Below are 20448 nucleotides of genomic sequence, written 5' to 3'. Positions count from 1 at the left end.
GCCCCCGCGTCCGCCGGCCGTATCACCTTGGGCTGCGGGCGAACACCTCCAGCGCCTCGCGGAGACCGGTGCGGTCCGTGCCGAGTTTGCGGCAGACCGCCGACAGTCCCGGGCCGGACGCCGCCGGATCGCCCTCGGCGGCCCGGCGCGCCAGCCCGGCCTCTTCCTCCGTGAGGGCGTCCTCGGGAGCCGCGGCGCACGGCAGTCCGCCGCCGAGCGCGAGCAGGGCCTCCGCCACGCCGCGCTCCAGGCCGTCGGCGCCGCACTCGCGGGCGGTCACCGCCGCCCGGGTCAGCAGGGCCGTGTCGCGGAGCTCGGTGCCCAGTGCGGCGAGGGCGAGCGCCAGCTCGTAGCCCGCGGGCGACTCGGACAGCAGGGACACCGCTTCGGTCAGCAGCGCCGGACGCTCTTCGGGGGGTGCCACCTCCGCGGCGACCCGCAGCGCCTGGCCGATGCCCGAGGGGGCCCCGAAGGCCCGGGCCCGGCGGACCGCGTCCTCGGCCAGGTCGCGGGCCCGCCCGGGATCCTCCGCCGCCACCGCCCGGGCCAGGTGCAGCTGCCAGGGGCACCAGGACGGGTTCCGGATCCCGCGGGGGCCGAGCCTGCGGTCCACGGCCTCCAGTTCGGCCACCGCCGCCTTCGCCCGGCCGCGGGCCAGCAGCAGTTCCGCGTACACGGTCTGCGCGTCCGGGAAGACCACCGCCGCCGGGAAGGACTCCCCGAACCCGTGCTCCCGCGCCAGCTCCCACGCCTCGTCCACCCGTCCCCGCGCGAGCAGGGTCGTGGCGAGGATCGCGATCGCGTACCAGTGCACGGGCGTGCCGCGCCCCACCCGCTCGGCGAGCCGCAGCCCGGCCCGGGCCAGCTCCTCGGCCTCCGCGAGCCGCCCGCGCCGGTAGCGGATGTACGCGCGCAGGCTGTACGCGAACGACAGGTGGGCCCCGCGCCAGCCGTGCCGCTCGAACTCCGCGGTGCCCGCCTCGAACAGCTCCTCCGCCCGCCCGGGCCGGTCCGCGTACATGTGGACCATGGCGGTGAGCACCGGCACCTCGAAGCCGCGGTCCTCGTGCGCCCAGCTGAATTCCGTGCCCAGGGCCCGTACGGCGTGGTGCAGGACCACGTCGACCGGCTCCCCGCGCAGGCAGGCGTCCCAGGCGCGCAGTCCGATGACGTACCGCTCGGTGAGGTCGCGGCCGGTCAGCCTGTCGGCGAGCCGGGCCAGCCGGCGCGAGCGCGCCGGGGAGTCGGGCTCGACGGCGTCGAAGGCGTCCCACATGAACTGCTCGGACTGCAGGCGCAGCCGGGCCCGGACGTCCCGGGTGTACGGGATCTCCCGCGCGAGCGATTCGGAGGCGTCGGCGAGGCGGTCGCTGTGGGCGAGGACCTGGGCGAGCCGGATGACGATGCCCTGGCGCAGGGCCGGGTCGTCGAAGGGCTCGGCGAGGGCGGCCCTCAGGTGGTTGACGGTGTTGGCCGGTTCGGTGAGCAGGGAGGCGCAGCCGAGCTCGTACAGCACGGCGGCCCGCTCGTCGAAGTCCGGTGGCTCGCGCAGGGCGCGCGCGAGCTGGCGGCGGGCGGCCTCGGGCGCGCCGGCGCGCAGGTTCTCGGCGGCGGCCGCGCGCAGGGTCCGTACCACCCAGGGGTCGTTCTCGGGGTGGGTCTCCAGCAGGTGGCGGGCTGCGGCCGAGGACCCGAGTCCGGCGTCGACGACGGCGACGGCGGCCTGTCCGTGGAGGGCCACCCGCAGGGCGTCGGGGATGGACCGGTAGAGGGCGGTGGCGATGAGCGGGTGGACGAACTCCAGCCCCGCGTCGGGCTCTTCACCGGCTCCGGACAGGATGCGGGCCTCCCGCAGCCGTGCGGTGGCCGCGGCGGCCTCCTCGGGGCCGAGCCCGGCGACACGGGCGGCGAGTTCCTGCGGGATGGCGGTGCCGAGGACGGCGCAGGCCCAGCCGAAGCGGACGGTGGACGGGCCGAGCCGCTCGAAGCGGGCGACGAGGCCGCTGCCGCGCTGGGCGGCGGCGAGGTCGCGCAGCAGCGGGGCGCTGACCGAGGTGGGGTCGAGGCCCTTGTCGCGGACCTTGGCGGTGAGCTCGACCGCCTCGAAGGGGTTGCCGGTGGTGACGGCCCAGGCCTCCCGGCAGAAGGCGTCGTCGGCGTGGTCTCCGACGGCCTCGCGGACCAGGGTGGACACGGCGCCCTCGGTGAGCGGTGCGAGGGCCAGCGGGCGGTGTCCGGCGCGGCCGGGCAGCGTACGGAAGGCGTCGGCGTGGGCCGGGAGTTCCTCGGGGCGGTACGCGACGACGAGGAGCAGCGGGAGGTGCTCGGCGCGCGGGGCGAAGGCGGCGAGCCAGGACAGGGATTCGGGGTCGGCCCAGTGGGCGTCGTCGAGGACGAGGGCGACGGGGGCGCGCTGCACGGTGAGGTGGGTGAGGACCCAGTCGAGCCCGTCGCGCAGGCCCTGGGGGTCGGGCGGGGCGCCCTGTTCGGGGGCGCACAGGCCGAGCGCGGGGCCGACGATGGAGTACCAGCTGCCGAGGGCGGCGCGCAGTTCCTCCTCGGGGCGGCCCGCCAGGTGGGGCTGGATGAGCTGGCGGGCGACGTGGAAGGGCTGGCTCTGCTCCTGCTCGCCGCCGCGGGCCGCCAGCAGGGTGCAGTCGCGGGCGAGGGCGCGGCGGCGCACTTCGGCGAGGAGGGTGGTCTTGCCGAGGCCGGCGGGTCCGGAGAAGGCGAGCAGTGTGCCGCCCGCGCCGGTGCCGGTGCCGGTGCCGCCGAGCTGTGCCAGGGCCTCGTCCACGGTGGCGAGTTCGGCCTCGTGTTCGAACAGTTTGCGCCGTCTGCGGGTCGGGCGTTCCGTCATGGCTGGTACCCCCCAGGCCGGTTGGGGGCATCAGAGTACGCCCGCGCACGCACGCGCGAAGGCGTTCGGCCGAGAAAGATCGGAATCTTCGGGAACGTTCACCCGGGCCGTTTACCGGTGTCTCAATCACATCGAACGGATCGCCAGTTCTTCCAGTACGGCCACGGCTTCGGCCGCCCGCTCCGCGGGCACGAAGAGGTGGTCGTGGTGGTACCCGGCGATGACGTTGCAGCTGAGTCCGTGCGCGGCGAGCTCGGCGGCGAAGGCTCCGGTGAGGCCGACGGCGTCGAGGGCGGAGTGGATGCGCAGGGTGATCCACCCGGCGGAGTAGTCGTAGGCCAGTCCGGCGGCGTCGGCTTCCTCCTGGCGCAGGACGAGGGTGAGCCCCTCGGCCTCCAGGACGGTGGCGACGGGGGTGGTTCCCGCCGGGGGCGCCGTGGCCGCCGGAACCGTGCAGAAGACGTACCGCCCCTCGTGCAGCTCGGGGCGCATGCCGCTCAGCAGTTTCCTCAGGTCGCTCTCGCCGCTCATGCCGCCACCCTACCTATCATCCCGGTATGACCGATTCCGTGCCGGCAGCGCCGGCGCCGGCGCAGGGCGAACGGCACGCCTCCTGGCTGGAGCTGTTCTTCGATCTGACGGCGGTGGCGGGCGTCGCCCAGCTGGCGCACCTCCTGAACGGCAGCCCCGGCCCGGGCGACGTGGCGCTGTACGCGGTGATGTTCCTGGCCTTCTGGACGGGCTGGATGCTGTTCACGGTGTACGGGAACGTCAGCGGCGAGGAGACCCGCACGTGGACGGTGCTGGCCGGGATGTTCGGCATGGCGGTGATGGCGGCCTCGGTGCACGGCGTACGGGAGGACCGGGCGGGGGCGTTCGCCCTGGCCTACATCCTGGTGCGGTCGCTGGCCGGCAAGGCGTGGGAGCGGCGCGGCGAGTACGTGCCGGACCTGCCGATCACGCAGCTGGGGCTGGGACTGACGCCGTGGATCGTGTCGATGTGGTTCGACGGGACGGCCCGGTACGCGCTGTGGGCGCTGGGGCTGGCCATCGACCTGGCGGTGATGTTCACGGTCTCCGGCAAGCGGCTGTCCGCCCGGGTGGAGGCGCAGTACGCCGGACAGGCGGCGAGCGGGCGGCGGGCTTCGCCCAAGCCGGTGGCGGCGCTGATGGACGCGCCCCATCTCGGGGAGCGGCTGGGCCTGTTCCAGCTGATCGTGCTGGGCGAGGCGGTGGCCCAGGTGGTGGCTGCCGCCTCGCAGGTGGAGTGGGACGCGGCGCTGTACGGGGTCGGCGCCGGCGCGTTCCTGCTGCTGCTCCTGCTGTGGACGCTGTCGCTGCGGCACGGGGCGGACGGGGTGCCGCTGCTGGCGTGGGACGTCCTTCCCGTACGGCTGGTCCTGCCGCTGCACTGCTTCGTCGCGGGCTCGGTGGCCGCGCTGGCGGCGGCGCTCGGCAACGCGGTGGAGTACACGGACCACCCGCCTCCCGGGTCGGTGCGGTGGCTGCTCTGCGGGAGCCTCGCGGTGTACCTGGCGATCGCGGGTGTGGCCGCGCTCGGCTCGGGCCGCCGGGCGCGGGAGGTCCTGCTGCTGGTGGGCCCGTCGCTGGCCGTCGTCCTGGTGACGGCGGCGCTGGCCCGGGATGCGGCGGCCGTGCAGCTGGTGTGGCTGCTGGTGCTGGCGGCGGCGGTGCCGCGGGTGGTGGTGGACCGGCTCCCCCGGACGCCGCCGGCGCCTCAGCGGACCCCCCGGTCCCCGCTGTCGTAGAGGCGGCGGTGCCACCATGCCCGGGGGCGGCCGGTCCGGTCGGCCCACCGGTCGGCGGGCGGGTCCGGTTCGGGGAGGGTGCGCCGGCGGAACTCCGTGTCCAGGACGTGCAGGACGCGGCCCAGCGCGGTACGGGCCGCGGGCGGCAGGGTGTGGTGGAGGTCGGCCAGTTCGTCGCGGACCACGGCGACGTCGTCGCGCGCGCAGCCGGGGCAGGCGGGGCACGATGACGGGGTCAGGAGCAGGGGGCTGCCGGGGCGGTCCAGGAAGGCCCGGTACCGGGTCAGCAGCTCCGCGACCTCGTCGCCGCGGCCGGGCCGGGCCCAGTGGACCGCGGCTGCGGCAGCGGGCCGGAGCCGGTCCACGGAGGGCAGTTGCCAGGCCCAGACGGGCGGCCGGCGGTCCTCGTACGTTCCTCGTTCGGCGCGCAGCGCGCCCGGCCGTCTACGCGGCATCGCCCTTTCGGCGGATGATCGTCATGGCGGCCATGATGCAGGGGCGCTCCGCGGGGTGCAAGGGGATTCGGCGGCGCGCCGCCCGCGGCCTGCGCCCCCTCCCCCCGCACCCGCGGACCGCCGGCTACGTCAGGTCGAACTCGCCGCCCCTCGCGCCCAGTACGAACTTGCGCCACTCGTCCGGCGCGAAGATCAGCGAGGGGCTCTCGGGGCGTTCGCTGTTGCGCATCGCGATGAACCCCTCGACGAAGGCGATCTGGACGTCGCCCGATCCCCGGCTGCTCGACTGCCAGTCCGCCCCGCTGAGATCGAGGTCCGGCTTGCCCCAGCCGGCTGCCAGAGGCTGTGAAGTCATGCTCTCGGCCACGTGCGTGCTCCTCCCGGTACTCCCGGTACGTCGTCCGGGGGCCAGAGTAGCCATCGCGGCGGGTGCCGCACAGGCCACGGTGAGTCACCCGTGGCCGGTCCGGCACCACACCGCGCGCGCCGGGCGCCCGCCGCGTCCGGCCGGGACGTGCGGCCGGGAAGCCCGCTCAGGAGGCGGGCGGCTCGGCACCCACCAGCCACATCGCGAAGAACTGGGCGCCGCCGCCGTACGCGTGGCCCATGGCCCGGCGGGCGTCCGGGACCTGGTGTTCGCCGGCCAGGCCGCGGACCTGCAGCGCCGCCTCCGCGAAGCGGATCATGCCGGAGGCGCCGATGGGGTTGGTGGACAGCACCCCGCCCGAGGGGTTCACCGGGAGGTCTCCGTCGAGTTCGGTGACCCCCGCCTCGGTGAGCTTCCAGCCCTCGCCCTCCGCCGCGAAGCCGAGGTTCTCCAGCCACATCGGCTCGTACCAGGAGAACGGCACGTACATCTCCACCGCGTCGATCTCCCGCCGCGGATCGGCGATCTGCGCCTGCCGGTAGACGTCGGCCGCGCAGTCCTTGCCCGCCTGCGGCGAGACGAAGTCCTTGCCCGCGAACAGCGTCGGCTCGCTGCGCATCGCCCCGCCGTGCACCCAGGCCGGCGGCCGCGGCGAACGGGCCGCGCCCGCCCGGTCGGTGAGGATCATCGCGCAGGCGCCGTCCGAGGAGGGACAGGTCTCGGAGTAGCGGATCGGGTCCCACAGCATCGGCGAGGCCTGGACCTTCTCCAGGGTGATGTCGTGCTCGTGCAGGTGCGCGTACGGGTTCTTCAGCGCGTTGCGGCGGTCCTTGTACGCGACGAGCGAGCCGACCGTGTCGGGTGCGCCCGTGCGCCGCATGTACGCGCGCACGTGCGGGGCGAAGAACCCGCCGGCCCCCGCCAGCAGCGGCTGCTGGAAGGGTACGGGCAGCGACAGGCCCCACATGGCGTTGGACTCGGACTGCTTCTCGAACGCCAGGGTCAGGACGGTGCGGTGGACCCGGGCCGCGACGAGGTTGGAGGCGACCAGCGCGGTGGAGCCGCCGACCGAACCGGCCGTGTGGACGCGGAGCATGGGCTTGCCGACGGCCCCGAGGGCGTCCGCCAGGTACAGCTCCGGCATCATCACGCCCTCGAAGAAGTCGGGGGCCTTGCCGATGACGACCGCGTCGATGTCCGCCCAGGTCAGCTCGGCGTCGGCGAGGGCGCGCAGCGCGGCCTCGCGGACGAGTCCCGCGATGGAGACGTCGTGGCGGGCGGCGACGTGCTTGGTCTGGCCGATGCCGACGACGGCGACCGGCTCCTTCCCCGTACCGGTCATGCGGGTTCCCCTTCCAGGACGGCGACCAGGTTCTGCTGGAGGCAGGGGCCGGAGGTGGCGTGCGCGACGGCCCGGTCGGACTCGCCGCGGTGGATCCGGGCGGCGGCCTCGCCGATCCGGATGAGTCCGGCGGCCATGACCGGGTTGGCGGCGAGGGCGCCGCCGGACGGGTTGACGGCGATGTCGTCCCCGTCGAGCCGCAGCGCCTTGCGGAGCACGACCTCCTGGGAGGTGAACGGCGCGTGCAGTTCGGCGGTGTCCACCGGCGCGTCGAACAGGCCCGCGTGCTCGGCGGCGATCCGGGTGGACGGGGAATCGGTGAGATCGCGCAGACCCAGGCCGTGCGCCTCGATGCGGTGGTCGATGCCGGTGATCCAGGCGGGGCGCGCGCACAGTCTGCGCGCCGTGTCGCCCGCGGCGAGGACGACGGCGGCCACGCCGTCGCCGATCGGCGGGCAGTCCCCCGTGCGCAGCGGCCGGACCTGGTAGTCGCCCTGCGCGACGGCGCCGCCCCTGAGCTGGGCGTGCGGGTTGGCCTCGGCGGCGGTCCGGCTGCGGGCGCCGATGGCCGCGAGCGCGGTCTCGTCGGTCTCGCCCGCGTCGATCAGCGCCTGGGCCTGGAGGGCGGCGAGGGCGACCGAGTCGGGCCACAGCGGAGCCAGGTAGTACGGGTCCAGCTGCCGGGTCAGGACGTCCCGTACGGATCCCGGGGAGGACTTGCCGTACGAGTACACCAGCGCCGTGTCGGCCTCGCCGGTCTGGATCTTCACCCAGGCCTCGTACAGGGCCCAGGCGCCGTCCATCTCGACGTGCGACTCGGAGATCGGCGGCCAGGCGCCGACCCCGTCGAGGGTCATGGTGAAGGAGAAGGCCCGGCCGGCGAGGTAGTCGCTCGATCCGGAGCAGGTGAAGCCGATCTCGCCGGCCTTCAGACCCGTCTGGTCCAGCACCTGGTGGAGCACCGGCATGACCATCTCGACTTCGCTGAGTTCGTCGCTGCGGCGCCGGTGGTCGCTCTGCGCGAAGGCCACGACGGCCACGTCGCGCGCGTACCTGCTCGTCGTGGGCATCAGATGAGCTCCTTGTACGCGTCGTAGTCGGCGTCCGGCTCGCCGGTGGGGCGGTAGTGGTCGGGGTGGCGGCCGCCCTCGGTCCACACGGGTTCGACGCGCAGGCCCATGCGGACCTGGTCGTACGGGATTCCGCCGATCCGGCCGTGCAGGGCGAGGTCGGCGCCGTCGAGGGCGATGTGGGCGTAGACATAGGGGACTTCGATGTCGAGGTTCTTCGCCTTGATGTTGACGATGCAGTACGTCGTGACCGTGCCGGCCGGGCCGACCTCGACCTGGTCGGTGGTGGCGACCCCGCAGGTGGGGCAGGCGCCGCGCGGCGGCACGTACACCTTGTGACAGGAGGGGCAGCGCTCGCCCACGGTCCGCCGGTCGGCGAGGGCGTTGATGTAGGCGGTCTGGGAGCGGCCGGGGCTGTACGTGTAGTCGAGGCGGGCGGCGGCGACGATGCCGGTGACGGCGTCGGCGAACCGGCCGTCGTGCGGGGTCGCCCGCGCCGCCTCCCCCGCCCCGTGCGGCTCGAAGCAGGCGATGTCCGTGATGGCGCCGGTGCGCTCGCCCGCCCAGCGGATCCGTACCCGCATGCCGGTGCGGACGGCCTCCGGGCCGGGGGCGTCGAGGGCGTGCAGGATCGCGGTGTCGGCGCCGTCGAGGCGGACGAGGACCCAGGCGAAGGGGGTGCCGAGAGGCTGGCCGGTGCGCGGGGAGCCGTTCCAGGCCCAGGTGGTGACGGTTCCGGTGGTGCCGACCTCGACGAGCTCGCGGATCTCCTCTGCGGTGACGGGGTCGTACTCGACGGGCGGGACCATCACCTTGCCGTCGGCGGTCCTGACGCCGAGGACGACGCGCTCGCGCAGCCCGGTGAGGAAGGCGCTCTGCACGGGCCCGAGGGAACGGGTGAAGGGGAACTCGACGACGAGTGGCGCGCGCAGCACCTCTGGCGGGGACGCTGCTGTCATGACGGCTCTCCGATGCTCGCGGTGGGTACGGGGGGGACGTGCGGGTTCTCGGGCGGCGCAAGGGCGGCGTACGGGCGGCGGCGGTGCGCCGCGGGCCGGGTACGGCTACTCGCGCCGGTACACCGCGGGCCGCTTCTCGGCGAAGGCCCGCGCTCCCTCCTTGGCGTCCGCGGTGTCGAAGACCGGCCAGCCCCGCAGCAGTTCGGAGGCCAGGCCTTCCGTCTCCGTCAGCTCGGCGGTCTCGTAGACCGAGGCCTTCACGGCCTCGACGGCCAGTGGCCCGCACGCGTTGACCTGCTCGGCGATCTCCAGGGCCCTGGCCAGGGCGGTCCCTGCGGGGACGACCTGCCCGACCAGTCCGATCCGGGCCGCCTCCTGCGCCGAGTACGGCCGGCCGGTCAGCAGCATCTCCAGGGCGTGCGTGCGCGGGATCTGCCGGGGCAGCCGTACCGTCGAGCCGCCGATCGGGAACAGGCCCCGCTTGACCTCGAACAGCCCGAACGTGGCGCCTTCGCCCGCGACCCGGATGTCCGTGCCCTGGAGGATCTCGGTGCCTCCGGCCACGCAGTACCCCTCGACCGCCGCGATCACGGGCTTGCGCGGCCGGTGGTGGCGGAGCATCGCCTTCCAGTGCAGGTCGGGGTCGGCCTTGAGGCGGTCCCGGTACCGGTCGCCCGCCATCCCCTTGCCGGCCAGCGCCTTGAGGTCCATCCCTGCGCAGAAGTCCCCGCCCGCGCCGGTGAGGACCACCGAGCGGATCGTGTCGTCGGCGTCCGCCTCCAGCCAGCCGTCGTACAGCCCCACCAGCAGCGGCAGCGAAAGCGCGTTCTTCGCCTCCGGCCGGTTCATGGTGAGCACCAGCGTGGCGCCGTGGCGCTCCACGGTCAGGTGTTCCGTCCCGCCCATTGCCGTCCTCCCGTCTCAAGACCTAGAACAGGTTGCAGGAGGGCCGGGTGCAGTTCAATAGTTTTCTGACACCCAGTCAGTTTTCTTGGATCGCACCCTTCCCACTTGGGCTGAGCGGCGCTCTAATGACCGCCGCGGGCAACAGCCACGGCCCGGCAACGGGAAACCTCGGGGGTGAGGAGGAACGGTGGAGTACAACCTTGCCGACCTGTTCGAGTCGGTCGTCGACGTGGTCCCGGACCGCGAGGCCCTTGTGTACGTGGACCACCCCGGCACCGGCGCCGAGCGCCGCCTCACGTACGCGGAGCTGGACACCGCGGCGAACCGCATCGCGCACCACCTGCTGGACAGCGGCCTGAGGGCCGGCGAGCACCTGGGGCTGCACCTCTACAACGGCATCGAGTACCTCCAGACCGTCCTGGCCTGCCTGAAGGCGCGCCTCGTACCGGTGAACGTCAACTACCGGTACGTGGAGGAGGAGCTGGTCTACCTCTACAACGACGCCGACCTCGCGGCGCTCGTCTTCGAGGGCGAGTTCACGGAGCGCGTGGCCGCCGCCCTCCCGCAGACGACGAAGCTGCGCCACCTGATCCGTGTCGGGGCCGCCCCCGAGGGCGCCCCGGAGCCCTCGGTCGCGCCGGTCGCGTACGCGGACGCCGAGGCCGCCGGCTCGCCCGCGCGCGGCTTCCCGCCCCGCTCCCCCGACGACCTGTTCATCATCTACACGGGCGGCACCACGGGCATGCCCAAGGGCGTCATGTGGCGTGCGGAAGACCTGTTCTTCGCGGGGCTCTTCGGCGGCGAACCCTCCGGCGAGCCGGTGAAGCGGCCCGAGGAGCTCGCCGAACGGGTCGCCTCGAAGGGCGCCGGGCTGACCTTCTTCCCCGCGCCCCCGCTGATGCACGGCACCTCGACGCTGACCTCGTTCATCGCCTTCAACTACGGCCAGCGGGTGGTCATCCACCGCAAGTACGTGCCGGAGGAGGTGCTGCGCACGATCGAGAAGGAGAAGGTGTCGAGCGTCTCGCTGGTGGGCGACGCCATGCTCCGGCCGCTCATCGACGCCTTGAAGGGCCCCCTGCGGGGGACCGACCTGTCCTCGCTGTTCAGCGTCTCCTCGTCCGGGGCGATCATGTCGGAGACGGTGCGGGCCGAGTTCCGACGCCTCGTGCCGCACGTGATGCTGTTGAACAACTTCGGCTCCTCGGAGTCCGGGTCGAACGGCCGGGCGGCCGATGACTCCGGCCCCGAGAAGGGTTTCCGCCTCGTGGTCAACGACCGTACGCAGGTGGTCGACCCGGTGACCCACGAGCCGGTGCCGGTGGGAGTGCCGGGGCGGCTCGCCCAGCGCGGCCACGTCCCGCTCGGCTACTACAACGACGCGGCGAAGACCGCCGAGACCTTCTTCCGGAAGGGCTCCGAGCGGTGGGTGCTGCTCGGGGACATGGCGACGGTGGACGAGGAGGGCATCGTCACGGTCCTCGGGCGCGGCTCGCAGTGCATCAACACGGGCGGCGAGAAGGTCTACCCGGAGGAGGTCGAGCAGGCGCTGAAGTCCCATCCGGACGTGTACGACGCCCTGGTCGCCGGGGTGCCGGACGCCACGTGGGGCAGTCACGTGGCGGCGGTGGTGCAGGTGCGGGCGGGCGCGCCCGAGCCGACCCTGGACGAGATACAGCGGCACTGCCGGACCAGGCTGGCGGGGTACAAGATCCCGCGCCAGCTGGTGGTGGCGCCGGCCATCCAGCGCTCGCCGAGCGGCAAGGCGGACTACCGCTGGGCGAAGTCGGTGGCGACGGAGGCGGACGCGGCGCGCTGACACCGCGCGCCATCGCGGCGGGCGGAGGGCGGGATCGCGGCGGACGGCGGGCCGCAGGCGGTGGGCGCGATGGCCGCGGACGGCGGGCGGGCTCCTCGCGGGTCCCGCCCGCCGCCGCGCAGTCCGGGCGGCCGGTCCGGCCCGGGCGGCCTCGTCCGCCGGTCAGGCTCCGGCGGCCAGGAAGCGCTCCACGCGCGCCGCGAACCACCGCGGGTCGTCCAGCCACGGGAAGTGCGCGCCGCCCGGCTGGACGTCCGCCACGCCGTGCGGGAAGAGCCCCGCGAGTTCGGCGGCGAGGCCGGCCGTCGGGTTGCTGTCCAGTTCCCCGGCCAGCACCAGCACCTCGCCGGCCACGCGCCGCAGGGCGGCCCGGGTGGCGGGCGGGTCGAAGGCGCCGGCGCCCGCGAAGGCGGCGCTCGCCGCGGCGTTCTTCTCGTGGTCGCTCGCGCCGATGTGGGCGCGCACCTCCTCGTCCCAGCGCCCGTAGGCGAGGGGCATCGTCTCGCGCCAGTGCGCCGGGGTGGGGGCGCCGCCGGCCTCCAGGATGCCTAGGATCCGCTCGTACGCGGCGACGGCCGTGTCGTACGGCTCGCCGCCCGCCCGCTTCCGGACCACCTCCAGGCGCTGCTCCGGGGTCGAGTCGAGGCCCACGGCCCAGCAGGTCGGGGTGATCAGGGCCAGGCGGCGCAGCCGGTCGGGGTGCGCGGCCGCGTACAGCTGGGCGAGGTTGCCGCCGGCGGAGTGGGCCAGTACGTCCATGCGCTCCAGGCCGAGGTGGATCCGCAGCGCCTCGACGTCGGCGACCTGGCGGTCGACCCGGTAGGTGGACTCGTCGGCCGGGACGGCCGAGTCGCCCGTGCCCCGCAGGTCGAGGAGGACCAGCCGGCGCCCGGCGGCCAGCCCGCCGAGGTCGCCCAGGTAGGCGGAGGCCCGCATCGCACCGCCGGGGAGGCAGACGAGCGGCTCGCCCTCGCCGCGGACGTGGTAGGCGAGTTCGGTTCCGTCGTGAGTGGTGAAGATCGGCATGGGCCCATCCCATCATGCGCTCACTCGTTCGAGTCATTGATTTAGCCGCCGGGCTGGGGCAATCTACCGAATGATCGGTCGGTTTTCTCGAGCAGGGCTCCGGTTCACGGCTCAGATGGGGTGACGGCATGACGGCGCATGCGGATGTCCACGACGACGGCGAGCGGCTCAGCGGTGACGAGCTGGCCGCGCTCCAGCTGCGGCGGCTGCGCGCCACCTTGAGCCACGCCTACGAGCGGGTGCCGCACTACCGGCAGGCCTTCGACAAGGCCGGTGTGCACCCCGACGACTGCCGCTCCCTCGCCGATCTCGCCCTCTTCCCCTTCACCACCAAGGCCGACCTGCGCGACCAGTACCCCTTCGGGATGTTCGCCGTGCCGCGCTCCGAGGTCCGCCGCATCCACGCCTCGAGCGGGACCACCGGCCGCCCCACCGTCGTCGGGTACACCGACGGGGACCTCTCCACCTGGGCGGACGTGGTGGCCCGGTCCATCCGGGCGGCGGGCGGCAGACCGGGCCAGATGGTCCACGTCGCGTACGGATACGGCCTGTTCACCGGCGGCCTCGGCGCGCACTACGGCGCGGAGCGGCTGGGCTGCACGGTCGTCCCCGCGTCCGGCGGGATGACCGACCGGCAGGTCCGGCTGATCCAGGACTTCCGGCCGGAGGTCATCATGGTGACGCCCTCGTACATGCTCACGCTGCTGGACGAGATGGAGCGCCAGGGGATCGACCCGCGCGGCACCTCGCTGCGCACGGGGATATTCGGCGCGGAGCCGTGGACCGAGGAAATGCGCCGGGAGATCGAGCAGCGGCTCGACATCGACGCGGTGGACATCTACGGCCTGTCCGAGGTGATGGGCCCGGGCGTGGCCCAGGAGTGCGTCGAGACCAAGGACGGCCTGCACATCTGGGAGGACCACTTCTACCCGGAGGTCGTGGACCCGTTCACCGGCGAGGTGCTGCCGGAGGGTGCGTCAGGGGAGCTGGTGTTCACCTCGCTGACGAAGGAGGCCATGCCGATCGTCCGGTACCGGACCCGGGACCTGACCCGGCTGCTGCCCGGTACGGCCCGGCCGGCGTTCCGGCGGATGGAGAAGGTGACCGGCCGCAGCGACGACATGATCATCCTGCGCGGGGTCAACCTCTACCCGACGCAGATCGAGGAGATCCTGCTCCGCACGCCCGGTCTGGCCCCGCACTTCCAGCTGCGGCTGACCCGGGAGGGCCGGATGGACTCCCTGACCGTGCGGGTGGAGGCGCGCCGCGAGGCGGATGCCGCCCGGCGGGAGTCCGCGGCCGCCGCCGTGGTCCGCGCGGTCAAGGACGGCATCGGGGTCTCCGTGGCGGTCGAGGTGGTCGATCCGGAGACGCTGGAGCGATCGGTGGGCAAGATCAAGCGGCTGATGGACCTGCGCGAGCCGCGGTAGCCGAGCGGGAGGCCGTGGGCGGCTGCGCGAAACCACCCCTTCGGGCCTACTTCGGGGGAGCCTCCGAGAGCCGGCGGGTCCGTCCGGGTAGTCCATGAGGCGTGACCTCGATCTTCCGCCAGCTCCACGACCGGCTCCAGGCCTCCCCGGCCGGGCTGGCGTGGAGCCGGGGGCGGGAGATGGAGCTCATGCACCGGGCCATGGGCTTCGCCGCCCTCGGCTTCCTGACCCTGGTGCCGCTGCTCGTCGTCGTCGCGGCCGCCGCCCCCGGCAGCGGCTCCGGCTTCGGGCGCTGGCTCGGCCAGGCCCTCGGGGTCACCGAGTCCTCGCGGGCCCGGGTCGAGATGCTGTTCGGCGCGGCCGACCTGGCGCTCGAGCGGACCACCGCGTTCGGACTCGCGGCCCTCGCCGTCTTCGGCCTGACGTTCGGCTCGGCCGTGCAGACCGGCTACGAGAAGGTCTGGGACCTGCCCACCGCCCGCTGGCACACCATGTGGCGGCACGTCGTCTGGCTGGCCCTGCTGGTCTGCTACCTCGCGCTGCTCGTCGCGATCCCCGCGCCGTCGCACGACGCCGTCGGCACGGTCCTCGGCACCACCGGCGACCTGGTCGGCACCATCCTCTTCTTCTGGGGCTCCCAGCGGCTGCTGCTCGGCGGCCGGGTCCGCTGGCGGGCCCTGCTGCCGGGGGCGGTGGCGACCAGCCTCGGCCTGCTGGGCCTGCGGCTCTTCTCGCAGCTGGTGTTCTCCCCGCTGATCGCCTCCAACGCCGTCACGTACGGCCCCTTCGGCACGCTGCTGGTCGTGCAGTCCTGGCTGGTCGGCGTCGGCTTCGTGGTCTACGGCGGCGCCCTGGTCGGGCGCCTGGTCCACGAACACCTCACCGCCCGCCGCCTGCGGGACACCGGCCTGCCGACGGAGTGAGCCCCGGCCGCCGGGACCGGGCGTACCGCCTTTCCCGCGTCTGCCGGCTTCCCGGGCCTGCCGGTCCTGCCGGTCCTGCCGGGCCTGCCGGTCCTGCCGCTCTTGTCGGTCCTGCCGGCCCTACCGCTCCTGGCGGTCCGCCCGTCCGAAGCGGTCCCGGAGTTCCCGCTTGAGGATCTTGCCGCTGGCGTTGCGCGGCAGGGCGTCCAGGAACAGCACCCGCTTCGGGGCCTTGAAGTGGGCCAGCCTCTCGCGCGCGTGGGCCAGCAGCTCCGCCTCCGTCACCTCCCCGCGCGGCACCACGACCGCCGTGACCGCCTCGATCCACCGCTCGTCGGGCAGGCCCACCACCGCCGCCTCGGCCACCCCCGGGTGGGTGTACAGCGCGTCTTCGACCTGCCGGGAGGCGACCAGCACTCCGCCGGAGTTGATGACGTCCTTCACGCGGTCGACGACCGTGAAGTACCCGTCCGCGTCCCGCACCGCGAGGTCCCCTGAGCGGAACCAGCCGTCCCGGAAGGCCTTCTTCGTCGCCTCGGGGTCGTTCCAGTACCCCAGGCAGAGCTGGGGCGAGCGGTAGACCACCTCGCCCGGCGTGCCGTCCGGCACCTGGGCGCCGTCCTCGTCGACGACCCTCGCCTCGACGTGGCGGACCGGCCGCCCGCAGGAGTCCATCCGCCCCTCGTGCTCGTCCGGTCCCAGGACCGTGGCCAGCGGGCCGATCTCGCTCTGCCCGAAACAGTTGTAGAAGCCGAGCCCGGGCAGCCGGGCCCGCAGCCGCTCCAGCACGGGCACCGGCATGATCGAGGCCCCGTAGTACGCCTTGCGCAGCGCGCCCAGCTCGCGCCGGCCGAAGTCCGGGTGGTTCGCGAGCCCGATCCACACCGTGGGCGGCGCGAACAGGCTGTCCGCCAGGCCTGCCTCCACCAGGGCGAAGACCTCCTCGGCGACCGGCGCGTCCAGGATCGTGTTCCGTGCGCCCACGGCCAGGTAGGGCAGCAGGAAGACGTGCATCTGCGCCGAGTGGTAGAGCGGCAGCGAGTGCACCGGCCGGTCCCCCTCGGCCAGGTCCAGGGCCTCGATCGCGCTCTCGTACTCGTGCACCAGGGCCTTGTGCGTCATCATCGCGCCCTTGGGCAGCGCGGTGGTCCCCGAGGTGTAGAGCAGCTGCACCACGGCGTACGGGTCGCGGTCCGCCGTGAACGGCAGCGGATCGGCGAGCTCCGCCAGGAAGGAGCCGGGCGCGTCGCGCAGCGGCCGTACGGCATGCCCCTCGGGGATGCGTGCGGCCAGGTCCGGGTCGGCGAGGACCAGCGCGCTCGTGCAGTCGCCCAGGATGTGCGCGAGGTCCTCGCCGGTGAGGTTCTGGTTCACCGGGACGTGCGTCAGCCCGGCGCGGGCGCAGGCGAGGAAGGCGATCAGATAGGCGTCGGAGTTGTGGGCGAAGGTGGCGACCCGGTCGCCGTCGGCCAGCCCGTACCGCTCCCGCAGGACGGCGGCGCCGGTGGAGACGGCGGCGTCGAGCTCCGCGTACGTCCACGTCCGTTCGCGGTAGCGGACGGCCTGCCGGTCCGGGACCCGCAGCGCGCTGTCGCGCACCAGCCCGTCGACCGTGTTCTGCCGCACCGCCCGCGCTGCCGTCATGGCGTGATCCTCGTCTCCGCGTACACCCGGGGTCAATAACCCCGGCAACCGGGATACCAAACGGGATGTTGACAGACCGTCAAGCGGCCTGCATGAGTGTGGGGGCACACAAGCACCGCCTGTACCACGGGCAACCCAGCCCATCCACAGGCTACTTGGGAGGCACGTTGCACTCGTTCGACGGACCCGGACGCACCCGTCCGCTCCTCCGGCGCGCCGCGCTCCTCGGCGCGGCCCTGCTCGCGGTCGCCGCGGCGGCCCCACAGGCCTCGGCCGCGGCCTCCGGCCCCGATCGCGGCCCCTCCGGCGGCGGCCTGTCGGCCGTCATCCGGTACACCGAGAACGGCATCCCGCACATCCTGGCCCAGGACTACGCGCACCTCGGCTTCGGCACCGGCTGGGCCCAGGCCGCCGACCAGGCCTGTGTGCTGGCCGACGGATTCGTGACCGTGGCCGGCGAACGCTCGCGCTGGTTCGGGCCCGACGCGGCGACCGACGGCTCGCTGTCCTCCGCGAGCAGGAACCTCACCAGCGACCTGTACTTCAAGGGGGTCCGGGAGGCCGGCACCGTCGAGAAGCTGCTCGCCGCGCCCGCCCCGGCCGGTCCCACCCGGGACCTCAAGGAGCTGATGCGCGGATGGGCCGCCGGGTACAACGCCTGGCTGGCCCAGAACAAGATCACCGACCCGGCCTGCAAGGGCGCCGCCTGGGTGCGCCCGGTCAGCGCCGTCGACGTGGCCGCCCGCGCCTTCGCCGTCTCGGTGATCGGGGGCCAGGGGCGCGCGGTCGACGACATCGCCGCGGCGCAGCCGCCGGGCCGGGCGGCCTCCCTCACCGCCGGCCCGGACGCCGGCCCCGCGGCCGACCCGGCGGCCGCCGCCGAGGCGGCGCGGGCCTCCTTCGACACGGGGCGCTACGACATGGGCTCCAACGCGGTGGCCTTCAGCGGCGCCACCACCGCGAACGGCCACGGCCTGCTGCTCGGGAACCCGCACTACCCCTGGCAGGGCGGCCGCAGGTTCTGGCAGTCGCAGCAGACCATACCCGGCGAGCTGAACGTCTCCGGCGGCTCCCTGCTCGGCACCCCCGTGGTGAACATAGGCTTCAACGAGAAGGTGGCCTGGAGCCACACCGTGGCCACCGGCACCCCCGTCAACCTGCACCAGCTCACCCTGGACCCGGCCGACCCGACCGCCTACCTGGTCGACGGCAGGCCGGAGAAGATGACGCAGCGCCAGGTCGGCGTCCAGGTGGCGGGCGGCGGCTCCCCCGTCACCCGGACCCAGTGGTGGACCCGGTACGGGCCCGTGGTCACCGGACTCGGCCCCGGCCTGCCGCTGCCCTGGACGGCCGGCACCGCGTACGCGCTGAACGACCCGAACGCGGCCAACCTGCGGGGCTCAGACACCGCCCTCGCCATCGGCAAGGCCCGCTCCGTCGCCGGGATCCAGGACGCGCTGAAGCGGACGCAGGGCCTGCCCTGGGTCAACACGATCGCCTCGGACTCGGCCGGCGGGACCCTGTTCACCCAGTCCCAGGTGCTCCCCCGGATCACCGACGAGCTCGCCGCCCGCTGCTCCACCCCGCTCGGCAGGGCCACGTACCCGGCGTCCGGGCTCGCGGTCCTCGACGGTGCGCGCGGCGACTGCGCGCTCGGATCGGATCCGGACGCGGTGCAGCCGGGGGTGTTCGGACCGGCGAAGGCCCCGACGCTGCGCGACGCCCCGTACGCCGAGAACTCCAACGACAGCGCCTGGCTGGCCAATGCCCAGACGCCGGTGACCGGCTACGAGCGGGTCTGGGGTTCCCTCGGCACCCCGCGCTCGCTGCGGACCCGGGGCGCGGTGGAGGACGTCTCCGCGATGGCCGCCAAGGGCGGGCTGACCGTGGCGGACCTGCAGAGGCAGCAGTTCGCGAACCGGGTTCCGGCCGGTGACCTGGCGGCCGCCGACGCGGCGAAAGCCTGCGCCGCCCTGCCCGGCGGCACGGCCACCGCGAGCGACGGCCGGCCGGTGGACGTCTCGGCGGCCTGCGCGGTGCTGGCGGGATGGGACCGCAGCGCCGACACCGGCAGCCGCGGCGCGCTGCTCTTCGACCGGTTCTGGCGCAAGCTGACCGCGAGCACCGCGGCCAAGGACCTGTGGCTGGTGCCGTTCTCGGCGGCCGACCCCGTCCGCACGCCCCGTACGCTCAACCAGGCGGCGCCCGGGATCGGCCGGGCCCTCGCGGACACCGTCGCGGAGCTCGGGGCGGCCGGCATCGCCTTGGACGCGCCGCTCGGCGAGCACCAGTTCGTGGTGCGCGGCGGGCAGAAGCTGCCGGTGCCGGGCGGCACCGAGGCGCTCGGTGTCTGGAACAAGATCGAGGCGCCGTGGAACGCAGCGGCCGGCGGCTACCCGGAGGTCGTGCACGGCTCCAGCCACATCCAGGCGGTCGGCTGGGACGGCGGCCGCTGCCCGGTGGCGCGCACGCTGCTCACGTACGGCCAGTCGTCGAACCCGAACTCGCCGCACTACGCGGACCAGACCCGGCTGTTCTCCCAGGAGCGGTGGGTGACCTCGCGGTTCTGCGAGCGGGACATCCTCACCTCGCCGCAACTGAAGGTGGTCTGGCCGCGCGAGCGGCGCTGATCCCCGCGAGCCCCTGCGGGGCCGGATCGTTGCGGCCCCGCGGGGGTCTCAGGGGCTGACGGCGAGGAAGAGGTACGCGGCCAGCAGTACGAGGTGCACGCCGCCCTGCAGCAGCGTGGCCCGGCCGGGCGCGATGGTGAGGGCGCTGACCACGACGGTCAGGGCGAGCAGCACCATGTGGATCGGCCCGAGGCCGAGCAGCAGCGGGCCGGAGAGCCAGATGGTGGCGAGGGCGATGGCCGGGATGGTCAGTCCGATGCTGGCGATGGCGGAGCCGTAGGCCAGGTTGAGGCTGGTCTGGACGCGGTCGCGGCGGGCGGCGCGGACGGCGGCGAGGGTCTCGGGGGCCAGTACCAGCAGGGCGATGATCACACCGACGACGGCGTTGGGCAGGCCCGCTTTGGCGACACCCGCCTCGATGGTGGGCGAGACGGCCTTGGCGTCGCCGACGACGGCGATGAGCGCGACGAGCAGCAGGCCGAGGCTGACCAGGGCGGCGCGGGAGGTGGGCGGCGCGGCGTGTTCGCCGTCGCCGTCGCCGTCGCCGTCGCCGTCCGCCGCGCCGCCGGCCGGGGCCCCGGCCGCCTTCTCCGTACCGGCCCCGGTGGCCACCGGCAGGAAGTAGTCGCGGTGGCGGACCGTCTGGACGGCGATGAACAGCCCGTACAGGGCGAGCGAGGCGACGGCCGCGAAGGTCAGCTGGGCGGTGGAGAACTCCGGGCCCGGCTTGCTGGTGGTGAACGTCGGCAGGACCAGGCTGAGGACGGCCAGGGTGGCCACGGTGGCCAGGGCCGCGCCCGAACCTTCGGCGTTGAAGACGGCGACCCGGTTGCGCAGGGCGCCGACGAGCAGCGACAGGCCGACGATGCCGTTGCAGGTGATCATGACGGCTGCGAAGACGGTGTCCCGGGCGAGGGAGGCGGTCTTGTCCCCGCCATCGGCCATCAGGGTGACGATGAGGGCCACTTCGATGACGGTGACGGCGACGGCCAGGACCAGCGAGCCGAACGGTTCGCCCACCCGGTGGGCGACGACCTCGGCGTGGTGCACGGCCGCCAGCACCGCACCCCCGAGGCAGAGGGCGACCAGGGCCACGGCGAATCCGGGCAGATCGCGTCCCCAGCTGAAGACGAGCGCGAGGAGCGCCACCACGGGGACCAGGACGGTCCAGTCGGTCAGGGGCAATCTGCGGGTAGCCGTACTCATATCAGCCAACTTGCCAGAAGTGTCCCCCGAGTGCGCCGCAGG

At 74.1% G+C, this 20448-nt stretch carries 16 protein-coding genes; 5 read left to right on the top strand and 11 right to left on the bottom strand.

Annotation, left to right across the window (positions count from 1 at the left end; translation table 11 throughout):
- Positions 1-22 precede the first annotated feature (22 nt).
- Positions 23-2860: an ATP-binding protein gene (locus ACFY1T_RS15620; protein WP_390788582.1), complete on the bottom strand. Its 2838-nt coding sequence runs from the start codon at positions 2858-2860 to the stop codon at positions 23-25.
- Positions 2861-2986: 126 nt separating this feature from the next.
- The gene (locus ACFY1T_RS15615) at positions 2987-3391 is read right to left on the bottom strand and encodes an ACT domain-containing protein (protein ID WP_390788581.1); all 405 of its coding nucleotides are present in this window, start codon (positions 3389-3391) and stop codon (positions 2987-2989) included.
- Positions 3392-3417: 26 nt separating this feature from the next.
- On the opposite strand from ACFY1T_RS15615, the gene ACFY1T_RS15610 reads away from it, so the two are divergent.
- A complete protein-coding gene (locus ACFY1T_RS15610) occupies positions 3418-4629 on the top strand; it encodes a low temperature requirement protein A (protein WP_384705582.1) in 1212 nt (403 codons plus the stop codon).
- Here the strand turns inward: ACFY1T_RS15610 and ACFY1T_RS15605 are convergent.
- The 6 genes from ACFY1T_RS15605 to ACFY1T_RS15580 all read right to left on the bottom strand — a co-directional run bounded on the left by ACFY1T_RS15605 (position 4599) and on the right by ACFY1T_RS15580 (position 9728).
- Positions 4599-5084, bottom strand: coding sequence for a hypothetical protein (locus ACFY1T_RS15605; RefSeq protein ID WP_384705580.1), 486 nt, complete (start codon positions 5082-5084; stop codon positions 4599-4601). The genes ACFY1T_RS15610 and ACFY1T_RS15605 overlap by 31 nt on opposite strands.
- A 124-nt stretch (positions 5085-5208) precedes the next feature.
- A complete protein-coding gene (locus ACFY1T_RS15600) occupies positions 5209-5439 on the bottom strand; it encodes a DUF397 domain-containing protein (protein ID WP_107048215.1) in 231 nt (76 codons plus the stop codon).
- Between the two features lie 178 nt (positions 5440-5617).
- Positions 5618-6793, bottom strand: coding sequence for a thiolase domain-containing protein (locus tag ACFY1T_RS15595; RefSeq protein WP_384705578.1), 1176 nt, complete (start codon positions 6791-6793; stop codon positions 5618-5620).
- Positions 6790-7863, bottom strand: a complete 1074-nt coding sequence (locus ACFY1T_RS15590; protein ID WP_390788580.1) for a thiolase domain-containing protein — start codon at positions 7861-7863, stop codon at positions 6790-6792. Before ACFY1T_RS15590 ends, ACFY1T_RS15595 begins: the two co-directional genes overlap by 4 nt.
- Entirely contained in the window at positions 7863-8822 is a 960-nt protein-coding gene (locus ACFY1T_RS15585) for an OB-fold domain-containing protein (protein WP_390788579.1), read from the bottom strand. Before ACFY1T_RS15585 ends, ACFY1T_RS15590 begins: the two co-directional genes overlap by 1 nt.
- A gap of 105 nt (positions 8823-8927) precedes the next feature.
- A complete protein-coding gene (locus ACFY1T_RS15580; protein ID WP_384705572.1) occupies positions 8928-9728 on the bottom strand; it encodes a crotonase/enoyl-CoA hydratase family protein in 801 nt (266 codons plus the stop codon).
- Between the two features lie 187 nt (positions 9729-9915).
- On the opposite strand from ACFY1T_RS15580, the gene ACFY1T_RS15575 reads away from it, so the two are divergent.
- Positions 9916-11547, top strand: coding sequence for an acyl-CoA synthetase (locus tag ACFY1T_RS15575; RefSeq protein WP_390788578.1), 1632 nt, complete (start codon positions 9916-9918; stop codon positions 11545-11547).
- 162 nt (positions 11548-11709) lie between these two features.
- On the opposite strand, the gene ACFY1T_RS15570 is transcribed toward ACFY1T_RS15575, so the two are convergent.
- Positions 11710-12573 carry an alpha/beta fold hydrolase gene (locus tag ACFY1T_RS15570; RefSeq protein WP_390788577.1) on the bottom strand — a complete coding sequence of 288 codons (864 nt, stop codon included), beginning with the start codon at positions 12571-12573 and terminating at the stop codon, positions 11710-11712.
- Positions 12574-12701: 128 nt separating this feature from the next.
- Between ACFY1T_RS15570 and paaK the strand changes: the two genes are divergently transcribed.
- Positions 12702-14003: a phenylacetate--CoA ligase PaaK gene (gene paaK / locus ACFY1T_RS15565; RefSeq protein ID WP_390788576.1), complete on the top strand. Its 1302-nt coding sequence runs from the start codon at positions 12702-12704 to the stop codon at positions 14001-14003.
- A 101-nt stretch (positions 14004-14104) separates the two neighbouring features.
- Entirely contained in the window at positions 14105-14926 is an 822-nt protein-coding gene (locus ACFY1T_RS15560) for a YhjD/YihY/BrkB family envelope integrity protein (RefSeq protein ID WP_390788575.1), read from the top strand.
- A 120-nt stretch (positions 14927-15046) separates the two neighbouring features.
- Here the strand turns inward: ACFY1T_RS15560 and ACFY1T_RS15555 are convergent, their stop codons facing one another.
- Positions 15047-16570 (bottom strand): fatty acyl-CoA synthetase, encoded by a 1524-nt coding sequence (locus tag ACFY1T_RS15555; RefSeq protein ID WP_390788574.1) that lies wholly within the window; start codon positions 16568-16570, stop codon positions 15047-15049.
- 167 nt (positions 16571-16737) lie between these two features.
- On the opposite strand from ACFY1T_RS15555, the gene ACFY1T_RS15550 reads away from it, so the two are divergent.
- Positions 16738-19200: a penicillin acylase family protein gene (locus tag ACFY1T_RS15550; RefSeq protein ID WP_390788573.1), complete on the top strand. Its 2463-nt coding sequence runs from the start codon at positions 16738-16740 to the stop codon at positions 19198-19200.
- 48 nt (positions 19201-19248) lie between these two features.
- Here ACFY1T_RS15550 and ACFY1T_RS15545 read toward each other — a convergent pair whose 3' ends face one another.
- Complete coding sequence (locus ACFY1T_RS15545; protein WP_390788572.1) at positions 19249-20406, bottom strand: calcium:proton antiporter; 1158 nt, start codon at positions 20404-20406, stop codon at positions 19249-19251.
- Between the last annotated feature and the right edge of the window lie 42 nt (positions 20407-20448).

It is taken from the genome of Streptomyces sp. NPDC001194 (assembly GCF_042896985.1).
Taxonomy (GTDB): domain Bacteria; phylum Actinomycetota; class Actinomycetes; order Streptomycetales; family Streptomycetaceae; genus Streptomyces.
Note: the sequence above shows the minus strand (reverse complement) of the source record. Positions and strands in the feature narration are given on the sequence as shown.